Raw genomic sequence first — 24,113 nt, forward strand, 5'->3', positions numbered from 1 at the left:
TAGTAACTTTCTAGTAATTCGCTAGTTGTATCGAGCTCTCTCTGATACTGGTGTCATAGTAGTTATTGAGAGCCTAAGCTCATCGTTTTTAATTGTTTAACATGACTTCGCTTGATTGCGAAATATTCAGTTTTTTGATTAAACCATCTTCATCATTGTTTTGGAGCTCGCCGACGGCAACCTGAATATTGCGACTCAGTCCTAACTTTTGAGCGCTTTTAGGGCGATTAGCAATGTCTTCATCCGTTAGTGGATAGGATTCACTGGCATCGATATTAAATTGACTCGAATCTATTGCAGTAAATTTACCGCTGATAGGTGCGCCATGTTGTCTAACAATATTCGCCAATTGCCACTCAAACCCACTTTTTGACTGTGCCGAATTAATCGCTGCAGGCCAATCCCATACACCATAACCGTTTATATCTTGATGAAGATATTGGTCGACTAAGGCTTCTGGTCCATTAAGATTATTCGCATTCGCTCCGCCAAAGGTGTAAGGAAAGTTAGGTCTATTTATCGGATGATTAATATGCGCATTACCACCCCATTTTAAGAAGTTCTCATATTTTATATCGTACATCATATATAAATTTGAGGTGTATGGGACATCTGCCTTTTGTTTAAATAGGGTGATTGAAATATAACGTTTGCTGCGAGGCGGCATAATTGCGCGGTACTGCGCCTGACTCGAAATCGTTGTACTTTTGCCGTCGGTTTCACTCCAACCTTGGCTGGCAGAAAATTCGGCGCTGATTTCAGAACTTGCTCCACCTATTCCTGGAATACCCACTTCATATTTATTGGTTACGCCAATTTTCTCGGAGAAGGAGAAATTATCGGTTTTGGCCCAGCTAGTGGTGTAATCATAGTTTAGGGTGGCCACACCGGTATCTTCGGTATCGCCCCAGTTATAGATAACCACAGGAGCAGTATAAATAGCTTCACGATCATAAACTTGAGGTGAACCTAACTTTAGACTTTGAGGATTAGTGACGAAATGAATATTTTGTAAATTTACCTTCAAACGTTCATTCGCTCTGTAGCCGCTTGCATAAGGATCATTGCCGTTATAGCGGGCTCTAAGACTGTATTCGTTGCTCGATTCTCTTCTGACTTCGATGTCTTCACCAACATACTGGGATGCTGTACCGCCAGCCCATGCATATCCAAGATGGTGTCCTAAGGAGAATAACGAGCTGATAAACGAGGGGTCGTTAATGGCATCATTTTTAAGCGAATCAAGATCAGGGGCTGCGTGTTCTACCATTGACAGTTTTGGAATAGTATTCGGAATAGCAGCTTCGGCCAACAAAGAAACAGTTCCAAGTGCGGTTAAACAGGATAACGTTAATATACCCAGGCTAGATTTTGTTCTCATGATTGTTCCTTTATTTTAATAAAATACGTCCTTTCATTGAGAGCGCCGATGGCAATTATATGTAGTCCTAAATCATATAAATAATCATTACTGCTAGGCACATCTAAAAAGCTAACACTTTTATTTTTATTAAACAAAATAAAAATAAATTAATTTAGATTATATTTAATTTAGGTTAAAAATGTTAATTAATTAATTTATTTTTAAACGGTATTTAGAACTTTATAAAATAGTGTATTTGCTTTAATTTTTAGTGGGTTGGTTTTTGGGTGTGGATTAATAATTATGCTGCATTTTATTATGTAAAACTTTTTAAATGGACTCTTTATACCGAGAGCTATACCGAGAACTATACTGAGATGAGTGCTGTAATAGATGCAGTAAATAACATTTCTGAATGGACGTTTTTAGAGACTAAATAGTTTGAATATGGTTAGGTTAAGTATTTTGTTTTTATTGTTTGAGTCTTTGTTATTGCTGATGAATATCATCACTCTTCCATTATCGTCAATGTATGAAATGCCGTTAAAGCCGATACTGTTAGTTGTACAGACATAAGAGTCTAAATAGATGAAGAATGTGGAAAATCAAGATAACGTGTCAGTAATTTTCTAGGGGGCGATGTCTCAGAGGGGGTTAGGCTGTGTAAAAGAGTGGTAGGGACAGTGTAAGTGATTGATGCAAGAGTCAGTGCCGTTGCTGAACACTGACTCTTTGTTGACTTAGTGGATAAAGAAAAACAGTCCCATACTCAGCACTGTGGTCAGTAAGGTATTACGGGTGACGAGCGCCAACACAGTAGCGACTACGGCGCAGATGAGATAGCTGTTGTCTAGGCTCAGATCGAGCAGACCTTCTTGCACAAACACTATGGGCGCAAAGATCGCAGTGAGTACCGCAGGGGCCGAGTAACTTAAAAAGGTTTGGGTGCCCTTACTTAATCGCAGCGGTAGTTTAGGCTCAAGTAGTAAATGACGACTGATAAACACAACCGCCGCCATTGAAAAGATCATTAACCAAATCATGCTTTTTCTCCTGACAATGTTTTTGTCTTAATGTCAGTCCCAACTCCAGTATCCACTTCTGTTTTGGTCTGTGCGCTTGCTAACTGACTGGCGGATTGTTCCGCGCGTTCCGCTTCCTTGGCCACTTTGGCGTAAAGTACACCTGCCGTCATTCCCGCAATGGCGGCAATGAGCAGTCCCGCTTGAATTTTAAAAACGGCGCATACCACTGCTAGGGTGAGCGAGACTAATACACAGACGAGAATCGATGGCTTTTTTATGGTAGGAACGACCAGAGCGATAAAGGTGGCTGCGATGGCAAAATCTAATCCCATCTCATCTAAATTCTCGATCGCATTGCCCGCCACTATGCCAAGTAAGGTCGCCATGTTCCAACCGATATAGAAACTCAAACCGCCGCCAAGGGCGTACCAAGGGTCGAACTTATGTAACTTGCCTTGATTAGCTATGGCAAACAGTTCATCTGTGAGTAAAAAGCCCAATGTCAGGCGCCACTTTAACGGCAATGGACTGATTTGACTGCGCATCGCCATTGCATATAACAGATGGCGCGAGGTGATGAGTAACGTTGTAATTAAGATACTCCACAGACCAATACCGGCTTTGACCATGCCGAGCGCCACTAATTGAGCTGCGCCCGCGAAGATAATCGCCGACATGGCTTGGCTCTCAATGGGCGTTAGCCCAACCTCAATGGCGAAGGAGCCCGCTAAAATTCCCCAAGGTACAACCGCTATCGTCAACGGCATCATGGCCAAGGTGCCTTTTAAAAATGCCTTGGATTTTGTGGGATGCACAGGATAAACATCAGGTTCTATAAGCTTGTCGGTGGTCACTTTGGCTCCTAAAAATAGCGGCGACGGGGTTGCTGTTAAACAATAAATGCTTGGATAAGCTTGCTTGCTTAGTCAATCGAGGAGAAAGCAAGAATGAGCATGGCAGATTAACTTAAAGTGGTTGTTTAGGCTTGGATAATATTGCGGCCTATTTCTTTGGCAAATTGCCCCGGTGTAACACCGACTGTCTTCTTAAAATGTCGATTCAAGTGACTTTGATCGTGAAACCCACAATCGAGGGCGACATCGAGCAGCCGTGTGCCTTGTTTGATTTTTCCTTTGGCGAGTCTCACTCTTGCCTGAATTTGGTAAGCGTGGGGCGGTAAGCCGTAATAACGCTGAAATTGCTTCAGCAAATAATAGGGGCTTAATCCCGCGAGTGTTGCCAGCTCTTCAAGGGAGATGTCGGCAGCAGGATGATCGTCGATAAAGGATTTCACCAGTGCTAACGCAGGCTTAGCGATTACAGCTAGGTCATCGCTCGGGCGATTCTTGCCATGGCGTGTCATTAACTGTGTCAAGCTTGAATAGACCAAGCTTTCGCGCAGTAAGCGATTGTCCGATGTATCTAAAGTAGTAAAGGTGAAGCGCAGTAATTCGGCTAATTCAGGATCGTACACTACGGGCTCAGGGAAATAGGGCGCACCGCGGTTTGATGCTAGCTCACTGTTAATATTGGCAAACTGCGCGGGTACTGGATACATTGCACGATAGGACCAACCGCCCTCTGTGGCGCTACAGCCATTATGGACTTCGTCGGCGTTGACGAGAATGATGCTGTGCTTTGGCGCCACATGGTTGCCACCCGTGCGATAAAAACGCTGCGCCCCCATTTCAATCACGCCGACTGTGTAACCTTCGTGGGTGTGCCGACTAAAGTTTTGTTTATGGTAGTGGGCATTGAGTAACTCGAGGCCACCTAATTCATCGGCAATCTGGTAGGCCGCATGTTCTGTGTTCACACTGGGCCTCCGTGTTTAGTGTATTAATGGGCGGGTTGTGCCTGATAGTAACCCAGAAACCCTCAGTGCTTTTGTACAAAATTGCGCATATTGGATTTTGTTTGCGTTTAATGGCGGTTTTTTAATAATCGTTACTTAATTTTTGTTGCTTGAGGTTTTTCGTTCAGTCTTGCTCGCGACAGGCGTTATTTAGGTTGCCTGCTGTAATGTTGTGAGTTCTGCACCCGCGATAGCCTCTAGGTGTTGAGTGATTTTCTCTATCGGCCAATCCCACCAAGCGATGGCAACAAGCTCATCTATCACAGTTTGCTCGAATCTCAGCTTGATCACTGTGGCAGGATTACCGCCAACTACAGCGTAGGGTGGCACATCTTTTGTCACTACGGATTGACTGGCAACAATGGCGCCGTGGCCAATTTTCACCCCTGGCATGATAGTGGCGTTATAACCAATCCATACGTCGTTACCGATACAGGTGTCGCCCTTAAAAGGTAAATCTTCGGGCTTGGGCGCCGCTTTCGCCCAGCCATTGCCGAAGATATAAAAGGGATAAGTTGAAAAGCCAGATACTTGATGATTGGCGCCATTCATAATGAATTTCACGTCTTTCGCAATGGCGCAGAATTTACCGATATTCAGTTTATCGCCAATAAAGTCAAAGTGATAAAGTACATTCGACTCGAATCTTTCAGGACCAGCTGGATCGTCATAATAAGTGTAATCACCGACAATAATGTTCTCGCGGGTGATAAAATTTTTAAGAAAACCAACCTGAGGAAAGCCTTTCATCGGCGCTTTATCGTTGGGGTTAGGACCTAACTGCGGGTGAGTGTGGGTACTTGGCATGAATACCTCCGTGCTTAAAAGAGTTGTTTACTAGGGTAATGCATTGTCTTTTTTGAATCGTCGTACTTTGGTACGCATATTCTTCATCGGGGAATAAGTATTGAATTGGATCATACGGCCCAACGTCCATTTATCGTACCAAGTTATGCCGTACAGTTGCTGATCACTGAGACTCGCAATCAGCGCTGACAATTTTTCCATTGTCATTTCATATTCATCAAGTAAATCAGTATATTGCCATTGGCTATATTCATGATGAAATCGCTCTGCTAATAATCCCAGTTGATTCCATTTATAACCCGTATCGGGAAAATCAACGGGGAGTGCTTGCGATGTTAACTCGTACCATTTGAGCACTAATTTACCCCAGCCAATAAGGTAAGCGACGGTATCACTTACACTAATTTGTGTACCTTTGATGTTTCCTTCTATGCTGCACACACGGGACATTTGGGTTGGGATTGAACGATAGTCAGCCATCAGTTTGGGGAAAACTGAGTAAATAGCCAATTCAAGTTCTTGTTTTGATTGGGGGATAGATGTCATCACTACCTCGTTTATGTCAGGCGCTTAGGCTGAATTTCACATCGTCCATTGGGCAGTTTAGTATTCACCTGCCACAATAAGCACTTGTTCAATAGATTCAACAACTAAGGTAAGTGTACTATTGTCTCGCTTAACGCCGACAGAGCAAATGGCCATCGCGCCGTTACCACAGGTTATTTCAGGGTAATCTTCTGTCATTGGCGTTTCATCTTCTGCTACGGGCGCTAATACCCAGCCAGCAGCTAATAAACTCGATTTCACCTCAGCGTATTCTTTGCCCCATAACGCGCTGGTGTCCTGTGCTGGAGCATATAGAGGCAATGCGCCAAGATTTAGCATGATCAGTGGGAGAATTATCTTTCGCATGGAAAACATCTTAGTTCCTATGTGATTTCGGGGATGATTGATGGTTAATTTTTTAAAGGCTAAATCAACGTCGTGGGGCTTCACCCCACACCCGACCAAGGAGGACTGCTCGTCCTATCCTCCTTGGATGCTCCAAGACGCCCCAACGGAGTTGAAAGCCCCTTGTGCTCATTGCCAAATTTGCTATCGCTTCCGAAGGATGCGTCCCTGCACCTGCGAAAGCTAGCTCGCCATCCATGGCGAGACTCACGCAATTTGCCTATTCGCCCTGCGGCAACTCCGAGGGGAGGTGTATTCTGTTACTTCGGAGTTAACTGTGAATTCTAAAAGATTCAAGCCTGTCCTGTCTTTCTTATTTACCAGTGCTAGCCCGAATAGGCCAAGGATAGGGTAAACCTAATCCGCATGGGTGTTTCACATTTTTAGACGCAGTGGTACGGATTTCATTAGGGGCGCAGCTTGACTGTTAAGCCCGTATATATGGCAGTATAACCGCTTTAAGCGGTAAATGAGTCGCATCAAAGCAAGGATAAGAGTGAGATTGTTGAACAGAAAACTAAGGCAAAAAAGCCTTCGGTGAGCAGAGTATTATCTTGACTCACCGGGAGCGTCCATATATGGCCATGTTTTTTTCATGGGGGTCTCGTTAAATATTCCTATTGCAGACAATCCATTTCTAAGTATGCCATTATGCTTTCTCTTAGTTTAGGGTATTTATTTAATGTTGTTTTATTATTTTTTAGCTCCGACAGCATTGCTTTTATATCTTCTTGTGTAATTTTTTCAATTTCTAAAGAATCACTAATGAAATGTTTAACTTCAGGGTTGTTCGCATAATCTGATTTGCTGAATGCGTACTTAAATAGTAAATGCTCCATCTGCTTTGGCGATCTTAGTTTTATTAAGTATTCACTGATTTTTGTTGTATTTTCCAAATAATTAATTTCATCAGTCTCATATGTTTTACCTAGTCTATTCTCGTAAACTTGTATGGCGTTTGCTATTTTTGCAATATTGTCAATGGTAAGTGATGCTTTGATTAGTGCGTTGATATATGACTTAACATTAAAGGTATTAAGCTTATTTTCTTTATGTAGTTGCGCAAATATTCTTCGAGTAGAAGGTTCATTTAAATTTTCAGATAATGGGAAACGATAGAATAGTGGTAAAAACCTAGTGTATTTTTTGTGCTGTTTATTAGTTGGCTGGAACCAAGCTTCGATAAAATCTTCAGCATTCAACGCTAAATTAGTTCTCAAAAACTGAAAGGCTTCATGTGTGATAGTTTGATCTATGTAACCTTCGTCTTTTTCAGCTTTAGGTATCTCCTCAAGATTAAATCTTTTCAAATAGTCTACATTAGTATCTGTACTACCAAATGTTTGGCACGCACTGATTCTGGGATCTAGCATTAAAAATTTTTCAGTTTTATTATCTATGCTTTTTGATATAGCAGATGCATTCTCATTAAAAATATCAATGTTGACTAAACCTAGCATGATAATAATGAAATCAGCATAGGTTTTATCTACATTACCATTTATACCAGTCACTATCTCTTGTATGTTTTCAATGGAAATCTTAGTGTGGCCGGTTTTGTACAAATAGTCATATTCTTGCTGGAATTTGCTAAAATACTTGGGCCGAACCTCTCTTAATGTTGATAACATTATTAGTGAAATAATGTTAATTTCACCCATGAGTTTATCCGACGTCCAGGCTTCGTCGACTCTGCGTAAAATTTTCTTCAGTAATCGAGGTGAATCAACTATGTTGGATAATGCATTAATTTCCTGATGAAATACGTTATTTTTGTGACGTGTTATTTTCTCATGTGGAGAGTATGAACTTATCGCATCATCATCTAAAGTCTTTACGAAAATACGGTCTACATCATTTTGCGTTTCAATTGTAAGAGTATGAAGCTCATTTTTATTGGTTCCAGAAGTATGGTCGGAGAGTATGATTATATTGTTATGTTTAATTGCGTATTCTAAAGTCCTTCTAATATAATTTAAAATACCGAGTCTTGTGTCTTTCTTTAATATGTGCTCTGTTCTATTTGTTATTTTCGAAACTATTTCTGCTTGCTCGTGGTTCTCATTTCCTAATGCAATAATAAAGTTTATTTTATTCAGGCTTTTGCTTTTTAATCGGTCAAGCAATGCTGCTAATTCATTCAGGCGTCTTGCTATGTCATCTGATGTACCGCGATCAATATCTTGTATTGTGATAAGCAGATTAATTTTTTTGGTCGCAAGTACACTGTTCAATTCGGCTAAGCATGTTTCAACGTCAGTAGTTTTATTAAGCAGTGCTGCCATTATTTGCCAATGGCTACCACCACCTTTCATCGCTTCAACATAATGCTTTGGTAAGCTTCGAAATGCACACATATCAAGTTTTTCAGCAATGGTATCGATAACATGTATCAGTACTACCTGAGCAACATGATCGGCTTGTATTCCCCAAGTAGAGATATCACAGTGTAACCAATTTATTTTATTTGTTTTTTCATATGTATTCTGTTTTAGTTTTTTGACAATTGAGGCAATAATGCTGCTTTTACCACAACCAAATGGACCGCAGAGTGCAATTTGTTGAGCTAAATCTTCAGTTTCTTTTTCTTTGTTGATTAAACGATCATAGATACGATTAGCATAAACCTGATAGTCTGGTTCTAACTGTTCGATTGTATTTATTGGTGTATCGTCTTTAAACCAACTCTGGAACTCTTCTTTACTTCTAAAGTTTTCAACTTCTTTTTTACTTGTCTCATTGGTGCTGCTGACAAAATTGCTATCAGCTTTAATTAATCTTTTTTCTAAAAAAATAAATAAAATTAACATTGCAGAGTAGCAATATACGACTAAATCAGATGCTAAGTAATTATTTGGCTTTAAGGCTATAAATAATATTGAGATAAACATCAATGTTATTAATGAATACCTAAGTTTATTGCTTGTTGTTAGGTGGGAGATGCAAATTCCAGATATTATTAGGCAGATTTGTGATAATGCCTTGCTTTCAAACATCAAAAATATTAGTTCTTTAGAGTCGTCTTTACTGAAGATTGTAAAGCAGCTAATAATTAGAATGGTTAACCAAATACTGATAGTGATTGGCGGATAGCTAAAGTTAGGCCTAAAGATGCGTTTCGGGTGAGTTACACGAAAGCGATCTAGTAAGACTTTAATGGCTATGCCCGCAATAAATGCACTTGCATGATAAACCCATATGTTTGCAGTGATTATCTTACTGTATACCGTGAATGCTGCTTGAAGCCATGCCCATTCACTTAAGAAGAACAGTAAAAGGCTTGCCGTTACCGAACACAAGATGAGTGATATCCAGCGTTTTATCCTAACGGTGGGTAAATTTGATAAGGTTGAGGCAGATTGAGTCACTTTATATCCTTATAATTTAACGCCGTTAGTGTACCGACCTGATTTATATAAAGAAAGTTATTTTTCGGTTAAGAGCTAGATTCCTTGCACTTGGTTTTATTAAGCTTCAAATGTGTGCAACCTCTCTGCTTTGTTCACACGCTATTTGTCTTCTAAATGCCGCATATTACACCGAGATTTGCTAAGCCGAATTCCATTGCGGACGTGACCTTCGATGATATGGATATCATCGCAGAGCCGCCATGGATGGCTTCACGGCGTGTCACGGAAGCAATGGAATTCGGCGTATCCGCAACGAGATCAGAAGTGCTTGGTTTTAACCTAACCTTCTTTCATCCCAGCTCTACAAACAAAAACAGCCGCATAAATTTGCGGCTGTTTGTGATTAACACTCTGTATTTGAATGAGATTTAAAGCTTGCGGTAAATCACTCGCTATTCATTGACCATAACTAATAGCGCAGGTAAAAACTCTTTATCCAATGCGGCGATTTCACTTTGCTCGACCAGCACTTGATTGAGAATGTCATGGCTGGTGAGGGGGTTGGCGAGTACTACGCGAAACACTACGGTTGCTTGTCTAAAATAGCGGGCGGGCTGAATGCGGGTACGGGAGACGAAGGATTTACCCTGTTCGCGTTGGTGCTTTTGAATAAACTGGGTGAGGCCATCGAGCAGCTCGTTAAAGCGGGCGAGTTTTACTGTGTCTGCTTGCTCACAGGCAAGTTGCATGGCGGCTTGGATGCTGGCGGGCACATAACGGTAAGTCAGCAGACAAAGTTCTGGCTCAGTGATTAGCTCAAAATCCTCATGGGTTTTGATTTGTTCGGCAAAATAGCGGGCTTTTTCAAGGCTGTTATTGATTAAGATTTCATAACCATCGCGGCCGATGATCTGTAAGCAAGCGTGCACTAACATCGCCATGCCGGGGCGTGAACCTTCTAGCGTTTGGCTGCCTAAGTCCTTTGAACCACGGCGCAGAATATATTCGGCGTGGTGGGCAATGGCGTGGGCAAACTCTGGGTCTTTAAATAACACCATGCCTGCGCCCATAGGCACGTACATTTGTTTGTGGGCATCGATAGTGACTGAGTCCGCAAGTTCGATACCTGCGAGTAAGTGGCGGTATTTATTGGATAATAAACTTGCGCCGCCCCACGCTGCATCCACATGGAAATGGCAGTTTAACTCTTTTGCCAGCGCAGCTAATTCTGTCAATGGGTCAACATTACCGGTTTCTGTGGTGCCAGCCACGCCAACAATCGCTAATACTTTGATGTTCTTGCTAGCAAGTTCAAGGGCGGCTTGACGCATTTTCGCAACATCGACCTTGTTATTGCTGCCAGTGGGAATGCTGATGATATTGTCGCGGCCGATACCAAGCAGATCGACGGCTTTGCCTAGCGAATAGTGACCGCGCTCCGAGACCAAAATCGCTAAATCGTCATAGCCATAGTGGCGCAGCGCCTTGAGTAAGCCTTCGCGGCTGACGCCTTTAAACTCGCCATCGGCTTTTAATAATTGGTTACGGGCAATCCACAGCGCCGTGATGTTGGCAACCGTGCCGCCGGAGCAAAATGCCCCGAGGGAATGATTGGCGCTGTGCATCCAGCTTTGATAAAAATCTGTATCTTGGGCATAAATCAAATGGTGCATCATGCCGAGCACTTGGCGTTCAAGCGGCGTAAATGCCTTAGAGGTTTCTATTTTGACCAGATTTTGATTGAGTCCCACCATCATTTTTGACAGCGGCAACACAAAGTAGGGCAGTGCCGAAGTCATGTGGCCGATAAAACTTGGCGCCGCTGTGTGTACCGAATGCGCCACCAAATTTTGCATAATTTCGTCGGTGTAATCGGAGACAAAACGCGGCTGAGTTGGGATCTCAAAAGCTTGAAAATCGGTTTCGATTTCAGACAAGGGTTTTTCGAGCGCGGCGATACTGTCACCCAAAAAGCCTGCTAAGTCCTCGGAGAGCTTTTGCTCAATAATACTCAGCGTTGAGCTTGCATCTTCCGGTGCAGTAAAAATGCGGAGCAAACTTGCTTCGGATGCGGTGGCTTGGCGAGGGAGTTTCTGGGTCATGGGGCTTGCCGTCTATTAATTTTTATAGTGAAACCGCAAATTGGCTCGAAGAGTATAACGGACCAGTGATTCTCGACCAGTGATGCGCGATCAGTGACTCTCAAATGTTCAATCAGCGGAATACCAAAAAGGGAGCTCACTTTACTGCAAGGCCTTTTAGGCATCAAGCACTAAAATTTTGTGTTACCAAAGCGTTGCGGCCTAAATAAGCAAAGGCGCCGTTATGGCGCCTTTATGTTTAACTCGACGAGCCACTCATCAAGCCTGAGCATTAGCCCTAAAATTCATGTTAGCCCTAAAATTAGCGCTGGCCTAACATGAGTACCGCGCCGATATTTCGGGCGGTATTGCAAAGGTTTAGCTTGGCATTGGCCAGCACATCATCGAGCGGACTTAAGTGCGGGATGATAGGGAAGATAGCCGTCATACCGTGATCCAATATGGCATTGGCGTTTTCACCGAGGCAGCCCGCGATACCGATAGTCGGAATGCCCTGCAGTCTGGCTTGCTTTAACACGCCCATTGGGGTTTTACCAAATACGGTTTGACCATCGATGCGGCCTTCACCAGTGATCACTAAATCGGCGCCACGGATTTTGTCCGCAAGGCCAACGGTTTGCATCACAATCTCAACCCCAGGTTTAAGCTCGGCATTTAAAAAAGCCATCACGCCAAGACCCATACCGCCAGCAGCGCCAGCCCCTGCATGATCGCGGTGATCGCTAATGCCATTGCGGGCAATCACATCGGCATAATGGGCAAGAGCTGTATCTAGCTGCTTAACCATCTCGGGCGTCGCACCTTTTTGTGGACCAAAAATCGCCGAGGCACCGCGTTCACCGCACAGTGGGTTATCAACATCGCAGGCAACTTCGAAGCTGCACTCACGTAAAAGTGGATGAGCGTTTGATACATCGATTTGAGCAAGGTTCGCCAGCGCTGCGCCGCCAGAAGGCAAGGTTTTACCTTGGCCATCGAGCAATAAAATATCCAGCGCTTGGGCCATACCCGCGCCGCCATCGTTGGTGGCACTGCCGCCTAGCCCCAAAATGATGTGCTTTATCCCCCGATTAAGCGCATCACAAATCAGCTCGCCGGTGCCATAACTTGTGGTAAGCAGCGGATTACGTTGCTCCCTCGGCACATGGTGCAAACCTGAGGCTGAGGCCATTTCAATCACGGCAATCGCGCCTTGATGTGGCGATTTGTTCGTTGGATCTGCACGTGAAACTGACGCAGAACTTGTATTCATCGCAGCGCCGAGAATGCCTTCACCAAGAATGCCATAGTGTGCTTGCACTCTATGTCCAAGTGGCCCCATGACCTCTAAGCTGACAATACTGCCGCCCGTGGCGTCCACCATAGATTGCACTGTGCCTTCGCCACCATCGGCAACGGGTATTTTGATTATGTCGCAGTCAGGTATCACTTGTTTTAAGCCTTGCTCGATGGCGTTGGCCACTTCGAGCGCGCTTAAGCTTTCTTTAAATGAGTCGGGGGCGATAACTATTTTCATTAAAAATCCTACAGCTAAATGGGATAAAACAGGGCTCAATGTTGAACACTAAACCCAAGGCCACTTACGTTGGGCGCAACAACATCCCTGTGCTAAAACTGAGGTGATATAAAGGCATTTATATCCATCACTGGCACATTAATCTGTTGCAATTATTAGGGCGTATAACAGAGATATATCTTGGGCACGGTATGTGCCCAAGGGACAATATTGAATCAAGAACTCATTAATATTAGAGCAACACTAGGCTTAGCACATACACAGTTACCATGGACGTCACACCTTGGATTAGGGTAGCCATAGTTTGGGCTTTATAGGCTTGTTTGACGCTCATGCGGCTAAATTGGGTGACGACCCAAAAGAAGCTGTCATTGGCGTGGGAAACTGTCATCGCACCTGCGCCAATCGCCATTACTGTTAATACTCGGCCCATATCGCTACCAAGACCAATATCGCCAAGCATAGGCGCAACCAGTGCCGAGGTTGCGACTAACGCTACCGTCGATGAACCCTGCGCTGACTTAAGCGCGGCAGCGACGATAAATGGCATGAAGATACCGATACCCAGTGCCGACAGTGATGTGCCCAAAAAGTCACCGATAGGCGTGGCTTTTAATACCGCACCAAAGGCACCACCTGCACCTGTGATTAAAATAATCGGCGCGGCAGTGACGAGCCCTTGGCTGATGCGTTCGCTAAATTCGCTGATCTTATTCTCACCCTTTAACAGCAGCAGGGATAAAAACAGGCCAATCATCAGGGCATTAACGGGCTGACCGAGGAACACGAGCGCATCAAACACACCTTCTTTACCCAAAGGCGCTGAAGGGAAGTTAGCGATAGAACCTAAACAAATTAATACGATAGGCACAAAAATCGGTGCGAAAGCTTTTAATGGGCTTGGTAACGTGCCATAGCTTTTTTTCAGCGTTTCATAGTCACTGGCCTGCGCTTTAAGTTCTTCTGCGCCTTCCCCATCGGGTTCAACATCGGCAAAGCGGTTTGCCCATAACATACCCGCGAGTGCCGCAACGGCGGCCACAAAGAGACCCACACCGATCACTAAGCCTAAGTTGGACTCTAAGCCTAAGTTGCCTGCGGCGGCGATAGGGCCTGGCGTTGGCGGTACAAAGGTGTGAGTGGCGTACAGACCTGTGGCTAAGGCAACGCTCATGGAGACACTAGAGACCTTCATGCGGTTCGCCATCGATTGTTTCAGTGAGTTTAAGATCACAAAACCCGAGTCACAAAAGACCGGAATAGACACGAGATAACCGATAATTGACATAGTGAGTGTCGGGAAGCGTTTACCTAATATCTTGATCACCACATCGGCCATGGTGATGGCGGCGCCGCTTTTTTCCAGAATAATCCCTATGATAGTGCCTAAGACGATCACTAAGCCGATATAGCCTAAAATATTGCCAAACCCTGTGGTAATGGTTTTAGCGATTTCTCCGCTTGGCAGGCCATAGGCGAAGGCCGCGATAAAGGCGGCCAGAATTAAGGTTAAAAAGGGGTGGAGTTTAAATTTTGAGGTCGCGATAACAATAAATGCAATCACGCCGATGAGAATAAGCACTAAGTTCATAGTTTGTCCCGTTCAGTTCTTGGCTGAAGTTTTTGAGTAAGTTTTTTGACTTATAGTGTAGGGCGCAGTGCTTATTTGGGCCTGAGTCCAAATGAGGGCTGCTTTAAGGTCATCCTATTATTGTGCAGGTATGTTTGAATAGCTTTGGCTAAATCCACGGAATTACCGCGTTATGTTTCGCCATTTTTGTGCTCATGCACAAAAATGCTTAGGTGAATTCGAATGCAGGAGGAGGCGTTTTGTCGGTAAGGGAGGCGCTTGTCGATTAGGATTGGCAAATAGGGCTATTTGCCAATCCTAAACAGGAGGGACTTAACTCGACTCTTTATTGACGACGAATAAAGGATTCTACATAGGCTGCGGTGCGGGCATTGAGTATGGGATCGGCAGATGCAGTAATGCCCTTAGGCAATAACAGTGGGTTAAATATGCCTTTATCACACTGTTGCACTTGGGGATCGCTGTCTCGTTCACCGTTAATCATCACTTGGCCTACCAGTAAACGCTGGCGAGTTTCAGGCCAGATCACGGTTGGGTCATTAATCTCATCACCCATTTCGGCGAGTTGAATATAAAGGTTCCATTGTGCTGGCTGGGTTTTAATGCGCTCGAGTAATTCCGCCTTTAAAAAATCATCACTGAGATTGGCAAGTTCACTGGCTGACAGCGCGGCAGTACCTGCGACAGGTTCAAAAATCCATTTACCCGCGACCGTTCCACCTTGTTGAACACTGTTTTTTGGCGTGCTGAACAGGAAACTATTTACACCGAAGTAGCGGCTGTTGGCAAAACTTGGGCTGGGAGGCAGCTGTTTAACATATTCGAAAAAAGCTTTGGCGCTGGGTTGATTATCAATAAGCCACTGTTTACCTTCAGGGCCTTGTTTCACTTTGGTCTGAAAGTTAAAAAATTCTTCGAGATTTTTGGCAAAGAAAACGGGAACGTTAGTGGTGACAAAGTTAAGGTTTTCTTTATCGCCGTCAATTTTGAGTGACATAAAGCGCCCAGCAGTTTTATCTGAGATCTGCGGATTTGTACCGCCGAGGGAAAAGCGGGCTGTGACCTTGATACTATCTTGATTAAAAAATGGAATTGCCAACGTTTGTTGTAATTGTGGATTCGGTTTAAAACTGCCCGAGGTACAAAATCCCTTAGTGTGATTACGCAGTTTGACATTTTTACCCGCCTCGCGACTTGCCGCATCGGGTGTGCCGTTGACGGCATCGACCAGTTCGGGAATGGTTTTCTCGGCCGCGATTAACGAAGGTGAAGTCAGCGCAATGCCGCTAATGAGACAAGCTTTGGCGAGTAAAGTCAGTTTGATTGAGGTCATTATCATTCCTTTCAATGGACTAAGTCGAGAGCGCTAGCATATCGACGCGATACTATATGAAAGGATAGGAAAGGGGATACGGTATAAATCTTTCAATTAATTTTTTAGTACAGGCCAAGTTTTACTCAATTGATCTGGTTATAAGGTTTGCGCCGTCATCTGCGGGCTTTTTCTGGCGAATCTGTTGAGTTGCTAAGTTATTTGAGTATTAAGTTAAGCGAGTCGAAGTATCAATTAATTGCCCAAGATACAGGCTCAATAATCCATGCAGGGATTGAATGTCGGCTTGGGTGATTTGCTGAATTTTATCAAGGCGATATCTCAGTGTATTGCGATGAATAAACAGGGCATTCGCGCATTGCTGTGCATCGCCAAAGTGGGTGATGTAAGCCGCTAAGGTTTTGCGTAATTGGCCGTTTTTATCCGCCTTGGCGAGTTGCTGGTAGGGCGTTGCCAGCGCCTGACCGCGCCAGTCATGTTTTAGCCCTGCAAGTAACACTTGTAGGGAATAATCTTCAAACAGGTATTTATTCCCTTCTGCATTGAGCTGCTTACCGAGTGCCAAAGTTTCTTGAGCCGTGTGATAGGAGCGCGCTATCCCGCCTTTTTCGGGGAAGAAATGGCCTAGGGCAATCTTAAAGTTTAAATCCATTTGGGCGGGTAAGCGCTGCAACAGCTTATCGATACGCTGATTTTCAAGCTCAGGATCCCATTGTTTTCCATCTAAAAAAGCAGGCTTTAGGATCACCAACTGCGACATTGAGGTCATGGCAATCAAGTTACCACGGTCAGGATATTGCAATAGATGCAGCACTTGCTTGAGGGTTTCACTGACTCTGGGGCTACGTTCATCGGCGGGCTGAGTGGATGCCTCAGCTAAGTACAAGGCCGATGGGGGGGGGTCGGTCTTTAAGTGGTGTTTCTGGATGTTTTTCTCGCTGATCTCAATAATGGCCGCGACTCTTGGCAGGCTGATATCAATGTCGAGTTGTTTTGCCCAGCGGTGCAACTGTGCATCATCGGTTTCAGCTTTGATCAGTTGCAGAATAAATTCTTCACGCTGGCGATTCTCCCATTGCAATTTATCCTGCAGGTTGGCTTGTTCAACAATCATTTCGGCGGTCATTTTAAGTAACTCACCATAATGGGTGAGCTCACGTGGATCACCGGTAATGCCGACGACGCCGATAATTTGTCCTTGATAATGTAAGGGTAAATTGATGCCTGGCTTAACGCCATGCAGCCCTGAGGCGACTTCTTGACTGATCTCCACATTGCGATTTTGGGCAATCGCCAGCAGCGCGCCTTCGTGGGTTGACCCTATACGCTTAGGGTCGCCTGAGCCTAAAATCACCCCTTGGCCGTTCATCACATTGATATTGTGGCCAATGATTTTCATTGTGCGGCTCACAATTTGCTTCGCGATGGCAGAATCAAGTAGATACATACAGGCGCCTAGTGGGGTTGAAGGTTTAATAGGGATGCAATACGCATTCTTAATCTGGGTAGCATATCGCGTTCAAACTCAGGATGCTGCTTAAGCCAAAGATTATTACGCGGGCTTGGGTGCGGTAAGACAAGATACTTAGGCCAATATTGCTGCCATTGCGCGCATGCTTGGGTCACAGTTATTGGTTTCAGTTTGGGGATGGCTTTTACTTTAGCGCTGGTCGAAATTTTACTGCTGGTTGTTTGAGGCTTAGTGATCGGCGAAGTGGGGTTTACGGCCTCGGACGATTCGCGCGGTAGATGATAGTCGATGGCATATTGGCCGAGGATCACAATTAGCTCTATTTGCGGCATTAGGGCGAGCAAGGCCTGATGCCAAGTGGCTGCACATTCGGAGCGCGGTGGTTTATCACCCTGCTTTTTACCGTTTTTTTCGATACTGCCCGGAAAACAAAATCCCATAGGGATAATGGCAAAAAGATTGGGGTCGTAGAATTGCTCCCGCGTGACATTCAACCAAGTGCGCAGCCGTTCACCGCTGGCATCGTCAAAAGGTATGCCTTTATGGTGGGTTTTCACGCCTGGAGCTTGGCCTGCAATCAAAATCCGCGCTTGGGTACTGGCCTGCAATATCGGTTTGGGCGCTAAGGGTAAATGGGCTTGACATAAAGTACAGGCGCTGATTTTTGTCAGCAGTTTGGCCATTGATACCGAGCATGATGGCGATACTGTTACGCAAAGTGGCGATGGCGCTTTAGTGAGATTCGTCTTAGTCAATTTAATCGCTAATTTTATCGTTGCTCATTCATTTTCAATCAGGATTGGAGCATCATCACTGTTTGATATACCCAGTAGCCAAAAAGAGAATAGCCAAGGATTAAACTGATATAACTTAATATCTTAGGAATTTGATTTGTGCTTGAAGCCAAACAAATGTGGGCCAGCACAATCGTAAAGAGGGCTAATGGCGCAATCACATAGCTCAAAGCTAAGATGAATAATGCCCCTAGGCTGATGATCCAATCGGCATTGCGATTGGTGGGTTTATCGATTTGGCAAAGCTGTAGTGGCAATAAAATCAGTCCAATACCGACACAGATAATACCTAAGTTAAGGGCGAAATCACTCCAACCTCTATGATCATAAATGGCTAACGCAATGGCAATTAATGGCACTATTAGTGCGCTTAATACATGGCGTTTGGCAAAAGTGGCGCTACGATACTGACCCGCAAAAAAGAATAAGCCCTGTAGAAACAGATTGATTAAGGTAAAACCACCGAGGCCTAAAATGATAAATAGGCTCGCTGCGCCACCCGATGGGTCGAACGCCATGGCGGGTAAGGGTAATAAGCTTAGCCCCACTAGTGCAGAAAGTGATAACAGCCACTGAGATTGGGAGAGTGAAGAATAAATACGCATGGGCTCAGAGGATTAACTAAAAGATTGAATTAAGATCCGCTAAAGTGAGCCAAAACTCAAGGATTAAGGTTTTTATGGGCGGACTTTCGCGCCAGAGTCTGATCTTATTCAAGATTTTTACTGTTATCTGCCATGATGTTATCGCTTTAAAAGATAATGCTGCGCTTAAACAAAAGCCCGCAACATGCGGGCTTTCGTGTTATGAACAGTATCGATTAGAGTTTGTAACTCATGCTCAGCATGATCATTTGCGCTGTGTAGTCATGGCTATTGCTGCCAAAGCCTACGACGTTCCAGATCCCATCGACGGCGATATCATTGGCGGCATCATTGTCTTTATAATTCTCAATTTTATAATCCAAGCGCAGCGCCATTTTCTCGGTGGCTTGATATTGAGCATATAAGTTAATGTTGTGCAATTTGGCAAAATAATCGCCATAGTCGCCTGTGATACCTTGTCTGACTTGAGTGTTACTGTCGGAGTTTGAATAAGTATAATCCAATCCCATGCGTAACTTGTTCTCAAGCAAGTTGTTGTAGCTCAGGCCTGCTCCGACCACATCTACATTATCTTCAATGAATCCGGTCCACGTTGGGGTGCTGTAATTACTGCTTCCCGCTTGTTCAGACTCAATGATTTGGTAGTTGTAGAAGGCTGTCGCCAGTAAATCATCGGTGATCATGTAGCTGATGTTGGCATCATAACTGGTGTCTTTTGACTCAGTTAAGCCAATAACTGTGTCAGAGTAGTCATCTAATGCGTAACGGGCACCGAAATCTATGGTCAAGCTGTCGATTGGCGAGTGGGTGACTCGAGCTTCAATCTGGGTTCTGTCACGGTTAGCCAGATTGTACTTACGTAACAGGCTGTTGGTTTCAGAAGATGTCCATTCAGAAGCTTGATATTGCGAGCCATCACGCTGACCGTAACTGCCCTTAACCCACATATCCCAAGTTTCAAAGCTGTTAACGCGCAAACGTGCCCAAACGGTATTTTCATCCGTGGTTTCACGGTCTTGATAATTACGGTCATCACGTTTGAAGTCATAGCCGCCATCAAGCTTCAGTCCATGGGTAATACGATAATCCGCCGCCACTTTGAAGCGTTGGCTAGTGTTATCGTAAGGGGTGTTATAGGCCACCTTACCATTAACATTGTTGATGCTGACTTGGGTCCACTCTTCAATTTGAGTATTGTTATCACGGTCGCTATAGTCGTAGCTACCACTTAAGCGCAGTGAGTTAGTCACTTTACTGACGACTTTTAAGTTCAACCCTGTGAGGTCAACTTTGGCATCAACGGCCTCTGTTGGCACTTGATAGCCATAGCCTGAAGTGACTAATGCTTGGTCTTGACTCATTTGTCCCGCAAGCACACGACCTGTTAACACATTGGTATTGTCGTTGTATTGGCCCATGAGCGAGACTGTGTGTGACTGGTTGTCAGGGTCAAGGGCGAGAGTGCCAGAGGTTTGAGCACCAAAGGTCGGATTGAAGGCACTGTCGAAGTTTAACTGGTTGTACTCGTTCTTAAAAATTGAGCCATTGTAGTTAAATGCAGTGAACCAACGATCGCCTTTGAGTTTAATGCCAGCTTCAATGGAGTCAGTGGTGTAATCAACTGGCTCAGCTAACATCATGGATTGGTTAAAGAATCCACCTGATGTTTTTTTCAAGCCGGTTTTTTCTTCACGCATGTAGCTCACATGCGTACTCCACAGCGATTCACCTTGATAGTCAAAACCTAACCCTGTGCGCTCACGTTTGAGCGACAGTTCTAAGGCATTTAGGTTGTCCATCAGTAACGGCATCTGGCTGCTTGAACCCGCAGTTACCCAGTTGTCTGGCAAGGTTAAATTATCGCTGCCGACACCAGAGTAGGGCGTTAAGGCGCTATTACTGTTGTAAGTGGCGATTTGGCGATAGTTTACATTGACATTATACTGGCCTTGTTTGCCCGCATTGACATCTAAACGGCCACCATCCATGCCCAGTTGATAAGCTTCAACGCTGGCTTGATAGCCTTTCTCACCACGAAAGGTGACATCGGCATCAAATTTACCCGCAACTTCGTTTGAAGTCCCAAAGGCATTCGCCGAGCGAATATCCTCTTCGCTGTTGTAACCCACGCCCACACCCACAGTGCCAGACGTACCCGTTTCAACAACGCAGCCTTTACAGCTCCAAGCGGACATTTTGACTTTTTCTGTATTGGCATTGGCTAAGCCATACCCGTCGGCCGCTATTGCAAAACCTGTGTTTGCTAGTAACGCCAGAGTGATCAAATTGAGTTTAAATTTCATTTTCTCGTCTCCTTAGCGCTGTAATAGCTTGCCAGATGGATGGTTTGAACCATGGACCTGACTGTGGCAATTTAAACAGCTTCTTCCACCCGTAAAGGCATTGTCGCCGACGTTTGAACCTAAACCAGTGTTACCTAAGTAAGCATTGCTGGCGTGGCCATCGCTGGCGTGACATTGCTGACACAGCTGCGGTGCGCGGGTTTTCAACATGGCATCATTCACACTGCCGTGAGGATTGTGGCAAGTCACACAGTTCTCAGTGACGGGTGCATGTTCCCACAGTTTTGGGCCGCGTTTCTCGGCGTGGCAGGAGTAACAGGTTTCGTTAATGCTAGGCTTGTTTAGATCGGAATCTGTCATGCTCCCATGGGGATTATGACAATCGCTACAGGTCATTTGAGCCCATTTTAGTGGGTGACTCGAGCGTTTATTCATGTCTGCTTTTTGCTTAGTGTGACAGCTAGTACAGACTTCCATTTCGGTGTTTTTTGATAACACAGGATCTTTTGCGACATGCACTTGGTGGCATGAGGCACAAGCGACATCGGCATTGTCATGGTGACTACCGTTCCAAGATACGCGTTTATCATCTTGGTGACAGCTCATACAGACACTGTTTTGTTTTTCTGCACTTAAGGTCGATTGCTTACCAAAAGTGATCATCGGCTCGTTGCCGCCTTTATTGTGTTGACCCATAGGACCATGACAGGCTTCACATTGCAGGCCAGCCATTGGGCTCTTTGATGAATCAATGGCGCCATGAACACCTTTGAAGAGGTCCATCACTTTTTCAGATTTTTTGTGGCACATCAAACAAGAATCAGCACCTTTAGGGGAGTAGCTGCCTTCGGCAAACTTCTTATCTAAGGTGGCTTCGACTTGTTCTGGTGTCATTTTGTCATCCCACTTTGAGGCGTGTGCACTCGGTGTGATGCATAAAGACATCACTGCAGACATTGCCATGGAGATGACAAGTGCCGGCAGTAGGTTTTTCATTTTTAGGCTGTTCTTCATAATAGGCTTCCCAATTTGTCCCAACAAAATTCAAGAAAGGGGGAGCGAACTCCCCCTGCTTGGGCAAATTACATCTTCACCTGAGTGTGATCTGTTGGTGTGGGTTTGTGACAGTAGAAACAGGTTTCTGACTGCGCCGCTTGATTGGCTTGAACATAATCACCGTTCACAATCGCGCCCATATTTTCTAAGCCGTGGCCAATAGATTCTGGCGCGTGGCATGAAGTACAAGTGGCAGTGATTGGTGTGGTGTATTTACCCGCAGTTGTTGCCAGAGCGCCTTTGACCTTGAATGCATCTAGGTTGAAGTCGTTATGACATTGGGTACATTCTTTGATGACACCTTGTTTACCATGAACAACGTGTAACTTCATCTCCAACGCACCTTTGTTAGCACCATTTGCATAGGTACCATCTGGGGTATGACAAGCGACACACGCATCCACACCGACGATTGGCTTACCGCTGGCATCTTTTGCATGTGATAGCTGTTCTGTCATCACAAAACCCGCATGGTGGCCTTTGTGAATTTCGAAGCTATCACCGTGACAACCTTGACAGGTACCAAACTCAACTGAGTTAACATGACGCATGCTCGGTGCTTTACCAGACTTAGTGCCAAAAGCTAGTTCGGCTTTCATGCTCGTTGTTGCGCTGTCTGCGGTACATGCGGTTAAGCTTGTACCAGTGCTACACACTTCTAAACCGATAATGGTAAAGGCGGTATCAGTATCGCCTGCACCGAAAGGTAGAACGGGTGTTGTAAAGACCAATTTACCGTCAACTAAGGTTACACCTTCTTGCAGTGCACCATCTTTGACTAAGTCTTTCGCTATTTTCGCTTTACCGCTACCTGGACTTGGGTTGTAGCCCATGATCGGGAAGTTAGGGCCAACGTTGGTAACGGACTCTAAACGTTTAATCTTATCTTGAACGGTTGCCGCATCAATTGCGTTACCATCTTTGTCTAAGATAGACACGGTTAATACTGCAGTATCATCAGTTTGACCAGCAAGTGCTGCTGACATACCTAACTGAGCGATAACGGCTTTTTTGTCTGCAGTCTTACCTGTGTGCAGTTCTGCAGTCCAATCGCTGTTATGACAGGCGATACAGTTAGAGTTATCTAGCTGTTGTGAGTGACCTTTACCGGCAGCAAAGTCCACTGTGCTATGGCAGCTTCCACATGAGGCAGCAGTTGGGATACGTGACCAATTACTCCAATCAGGCGTAGCCTCATTTGCAGCGTGACAGCTTTGACAGCTTTCTAATGAGCCTAAGGTGAGGTCTTTGTGTTTAGCGTGAACGAGAACATTGAACTCTTTACCTACACCGACTTTTCCGGCTGTGTGGCAAGTTGCACAGTAATTAACGTCAGAATACGCGCCGCCATGTTTAACATTGGCTAAATCTTGGTGACAAGTATTACAGCTTTCTGTGGCGACAATTTTGCGACTGTATGTTGGCAGTGCGCCAGTATCGGCAGTGAAGTCGACAAAGGCGTTACTGTTTGGTACTTGAGTACCATCGGGAAGCGGAGTGTTATAAGCGCGGATTAATACTCGTTGAGCTAACTGTTCGTTATAGGTGACTTTAGTGTTAGCGGTCAGGTTCATACTAAAAGTATAACTGTAGTGACCGTTTTTCTTGTCAACGAAAGTCCCTGGGCATGTTGCAGCGACATCACAGGTTTCATCACCAAAGTATTGCCATTGTGACGCATTACCTGCACCCGTTGCGCCTTGTGGGATTAATTGTGCTGCGGCAAAACGCATTTTTTGTAGGCCAACAACGGGTAAATCATTTTCGTTAGTGACGGTAAACTCAACACTCGGAATACCGTTAGTGACGACAGATTTGTCAAAGGCGAAATTAAGGGTTTGAATCGCTGGAGCAGGTTCGCCACCAGGTTCACCGGGATTACCATCATTACCATCGCTGCCACCACAGCCCGCTAAGGCCATAGTGACTGCACTTGCTGCTAACAGCAGTGCGATTTTAGTTGTTTGTGCGTTCATCATTTTTTTCCCTGC

The 24,113-nt window shown here is 44.7% G+C and carries 18 protein-coding genes; all 18 read right to left on the reverse strand.

All coding sequences use genetic code 11. The features are described 5' to 3' along the window. Positions 1-88: 88 nt before the first annotated feature. On the reverse strand, positions 89-1,381 hold the full coding sequence (locus tag L5L77_RS18885; RefSeq protein ID WP_263184596.1) for an aerolysin family beta-barrel pore-forming toxin: 1,293 nt from the start codon (positions 1,379-1,381) through the stop codon (positions 89-91). Between the two features lie 722 nt (positions 1,382-2,103). Beyond that, positions 2,104-2,406: an AzlD domain-containing protein gene (locus tag L5L77_RS18890; RefSeq protein ID WP_263184595.1), complete on the reverse strand. Its 303-nt coding sequence runs from the start codon at positions 2,404-2,406 to the stop codon at positions 2,104-2,106. After that, the gene (locus L5L77_RS18895) at positions 2,403-3,242 is read right to left on the reverse strand and encodes an AzlC family ABC transporter permease (RefSeq protein ID WP_263184594.1); all 840 of its coding nucleotides are present in this window, start codon (positions 3,240-3,242) and stop codon (positions 2,403-2,405) included. Before L5L77_RS18895 ends, L5L77_RS18890 begins: the two co-directional genes overlap by 4 nt. Positions 3,243-3,367: 125 nt before the next feature. Next, positions 3,368-4,204, reverse strand: a complete 837-nt coding sequence (locus L5L77_RS18900) for an AraC family transcriptional regulator (RefSeq protein WP_263184593.1) — start codon at positions 4,202-4,204, stop codon at positions 3,368-3,370. 189 nt (positions 4,205-4,393) lie between these two features. Continuing rightward, positions 4,394-5,050 carry a Vat family streptogramin A O-acetyltransferase gene (locus L5L77_RS18905; protein WP_263184591.1) on the reverse strand — a complete coding sequence of 219 codons (657 nt, stop codon included), beginning with the start codon at positions 5,048-5,050 and terminating at the stop codon, positions 4,394-4,396. A gap of 30 nt (positions 5,051-5,080) precedes the next feature. Beyond that, positions 5,081-5,596 (reverse strand): ClbS/DfsB family four-helix bundle protein, encoded by a 516-nt coding sequence (locus L5L77_RS18910; protein WP_263184589.1) that lies wholly within the window; start codon positions 5,594-5,596, stop codon positions 5,081-5,083. Between the two features lie 57 nt (positions 5,597-5,653). Further along, positions 5,654-5,971 (reverse strand): hypothetical protein, encoded by a 318-nt coding sequence (locus L5L77_RS18915; protein WP_317629717.1) that lies wholly within the window; start codon positions 5,969-5,971, stop codon positions 5,654-5,656. Between the two features lie 647 nt (positions 5,972-6,618). After that, on the reverse strand, positions 6,619-9,369 hold the full coding sequence (locus L5L77_RS18920; protein ID WP_263223327.1) for a KAP family NTPase: 2,751 nt from the start codon (positions 9,367-9,369) through the stop codon (positions 6,619-6,621). Between the two features lie 434 nt (positions 9,370-9,803). Next, positions 9,804-11,453 carry a pyridoxal-dependent aspartate 1-decarboxylase PanP gene (panP, locus tag L5L77_RS18925; protein ID WP_263223328.1) on the reverse strand — a complete coding sequence of 550 codons (1,650 nt, stop codon included), beginning with the start codon at positions 11,451-11,453 and terminating at the stop codon, positions 9,804-9,806. Positions 11,454-11,754: 301 nt separating this feature from the next. Next, positions 11,755-12,969 carry a glycerate kinase gene (locus L5L77_RS18930; protein ID WP_263223329.1) on the reverse strand — a complete coding sequence of 405 codons (1,215 nt, stop codon included), beginning with the start codon at positions 12,967-12,969 and terminating at the stop codon, positions 11,755-11,757. Between the two features lie 232 nt (positions 12,970-13,201). Beyond that, a complete protein-coding gene (locus L5L77_RS18935) occupies positions 13,202-14,560 on the reverse strand; it encodes a GntP family permease (RefSeq protein WP_113938868.1) in 1,359 nt (452 codons plus the stop codon). Between the two features lie 325 nt (positions 14,561-14,885). Further along, on the reverse strand, positions 14,886-15,893 hold the full coding sequence (locus tag L5L77_RS18940; RefSeq protein WP_263184581.1) for a catalase family peroxidase: 1,008 nt from the start codon (positions 15,891-15,893) through the stop codon (positions 14,886-14,888). 208 nt (positions 15,894-16,101) lie between these two features. After that, entirely contained in the window at positions 16,102-17,340 is a 1,239-nt protein-coding gene (locus L5L77_RS18945) for a sugar diacid recognition domain-containing protein (protein ID WP_263184580.1), read from the reverse strand. An 8-nt stretch (positions 17,341-17,348) separates the two neighbouring features. Continuing rightward, entirely contained in the window at positions 17,349-18,047 is a 699-nt protein-coding gene (locus L5L77_RS18950; RefSeq protein WP_263144822.1) for a uracil-DNA glycosylase family protein, read from the reverse strand. 110 nt (positions 18,048-18,157) lie between these two features. Continuing rightward, positions 18,158-18,763, reverse strand: coding sequence for a hypothetical protein (locus L5L77_RS18955; protein ID WP_263184578.1), 606 nt, complete (start codon positions 18,761-18,763; stop codon positions 18,158-18,160). Between the two features lie 215 nt (positions 18,764-18,978). Further along, positions 18,979-21,066, reverse strand: coding sequence for an MtrB/PioB family decaheme-associated outer membrane protein (locus L5L77_RS18960; protein ID WP_263223330.1), 2,088 nt, complete (start codon positions 21,064-21,066; stop codon positions 18,979-18,981). 12 nt (positions 21,067-21,078) lie between these two features. Further along, a complete protein-coding gene (gene mtrA / locus L5L77_RS18965; RefSeq protein ID WP_028760483.1) occupies positions 21,079-22,080 on the reverse strand; it encodes a decaheme c-type cytochrome MtrA in 1,002 nt (333 codons plus the stop codon). 68 nt (positions 22,081-22,148) lie between these two features. Next, positions 22,149-24,101, reverse strand: coding sequence for a multiheme c-type cytochrome (locus tag L5L77_RS18970; RefSeq protein WP_263186813.1), 1,953 nt, complete (start codon positions 24,099-24,101; stop codon positions 22,149-22,151). Between the last annotated feature and the right edge of the window lie 12 nt (positions 24,102-24,113).

The organism is Shewanella sp. SM29 (assembly GCF_025654245.1).
Classification (GTDB): Bacteria; Pseudomonadota; Gammaproteobacteria; order Enterobacterales; family Shewanellaceae; genus Shewanella; species Shewanella oncorhynchi.

What these genes read in the sequence shown, in the direction of transcription:
- panP (WP_263223328.1), bottom strand. Translation starts at nt 11,453, where the DNA reads ATGACCCAGAAACTCCCTCGCCAAGCCACCGCATCCGAAGCAAGTTTG.
- L5L77_RS18955 (WP_263184578.1), bottom strand. Translation starts at nt 18,763, where the DNA reads ATGCGTATTTATTCTTCACTCTCCCAATCTCAGTGGCTGTTATCACTT.
- L5L77_RS18960 (WP_263223330.1), bottom strand. Translation starts at nt 21,066, where the DNA reads ATGAAATTTAAACTCAATTTGATCACTCTGGCGTTACTAGCAAACACA.
- L5L77_RS18970 (WP_263186813.1), bottom strand. Translation starts at nt 24,101, where the DNA reads ATGATGAACGCACAAACAACTAAAATCGCACTGCTGTTAGCAGCAAGT.
- L5L77_RS18885 (WP_263184596.1), bottom strand. Translation starts at nt 1,381, where the DNA reads ATGAGAACAAAATCTAGCCTGGGTATATTAACGTTATCCTGTTTAACC.
- L5L77_RS18945 (WP_263184580.1), bottom strand. Translation starts at nt 17,340, where the DNA reads ATGTATCTACTTGATTCTGCCATCGCGAAGCAAATTGTGAGCCGCACA.
- L5L77_RS18930 (WP_263223329.1), bottom strand. Translation starts at nt 12,969, where the DNA reads ATGAAAATAGTTATCGCCCCCGACTCATTTAAAGAAAGCTTAAGCGCG.
- L5L77_RS18950 (WP_263144822.1), bottom strand. Translation starts at nt 18,047, where the DNA reads ATGGCCAAACTGCTGACAAAAATCAGCGCCTGTACTTTATGTCAAGCC.
- L5L77_RS18905 (WP_263184591.1), bottom strand. Translation starts at nt 5,050, where the DNA reads ATGCCAAGTACCCACACTCACCCGCAGTTAGGTCCTAACCCCAACGAT.
- L5L77_RS18890 (WP_263184595.1), bottom strand. Translation starts at nt 2,406, where the DNA reads ATGATTTGGTTAATGATCTTTTCAATGGCGGCGGTTGTGTTTATCAGT.
- L5L77_RS18915 (WP_317629717.1), bottom strand. Translation starts at nt 5,971, where the DNA reads ATGTTTTCCATGCGAAAGATAATTCTCCCACTGATCATGCTAAATCTT.
- L5L77_RS18935 (WP_113938868.1), bottom strand. Translation starts at nt 14,560, where the DNA reads ATGAACTTAGTGCTTATTCTCATCGGCGTGATTGCATTTATTGTTATC.
- L5L77_RS18940 (WP_263184581.1), bottom strand. Translation starts at nt 15,893, where the DNA reads ATGACCTCAATCAAACTGACTTTACTCGCCAAAGCTTGTCTCATTAGC.
- L5L77_RS18910 (WP_263184589.1), bottom strand. Translation starts at nt 5,596, where the DNA reads ATGACATCTATCCCCCAATCAAAACAAGAACTTGAATTGGCTATTTAC.
- mtrA (WP_028760483.1), bottom strand. Translation starts at nt 22,080, where the DNA reads ATGAAGAACAGCCTAAAAATGAAAAACCTACTGCCGGCACTTGTCATC.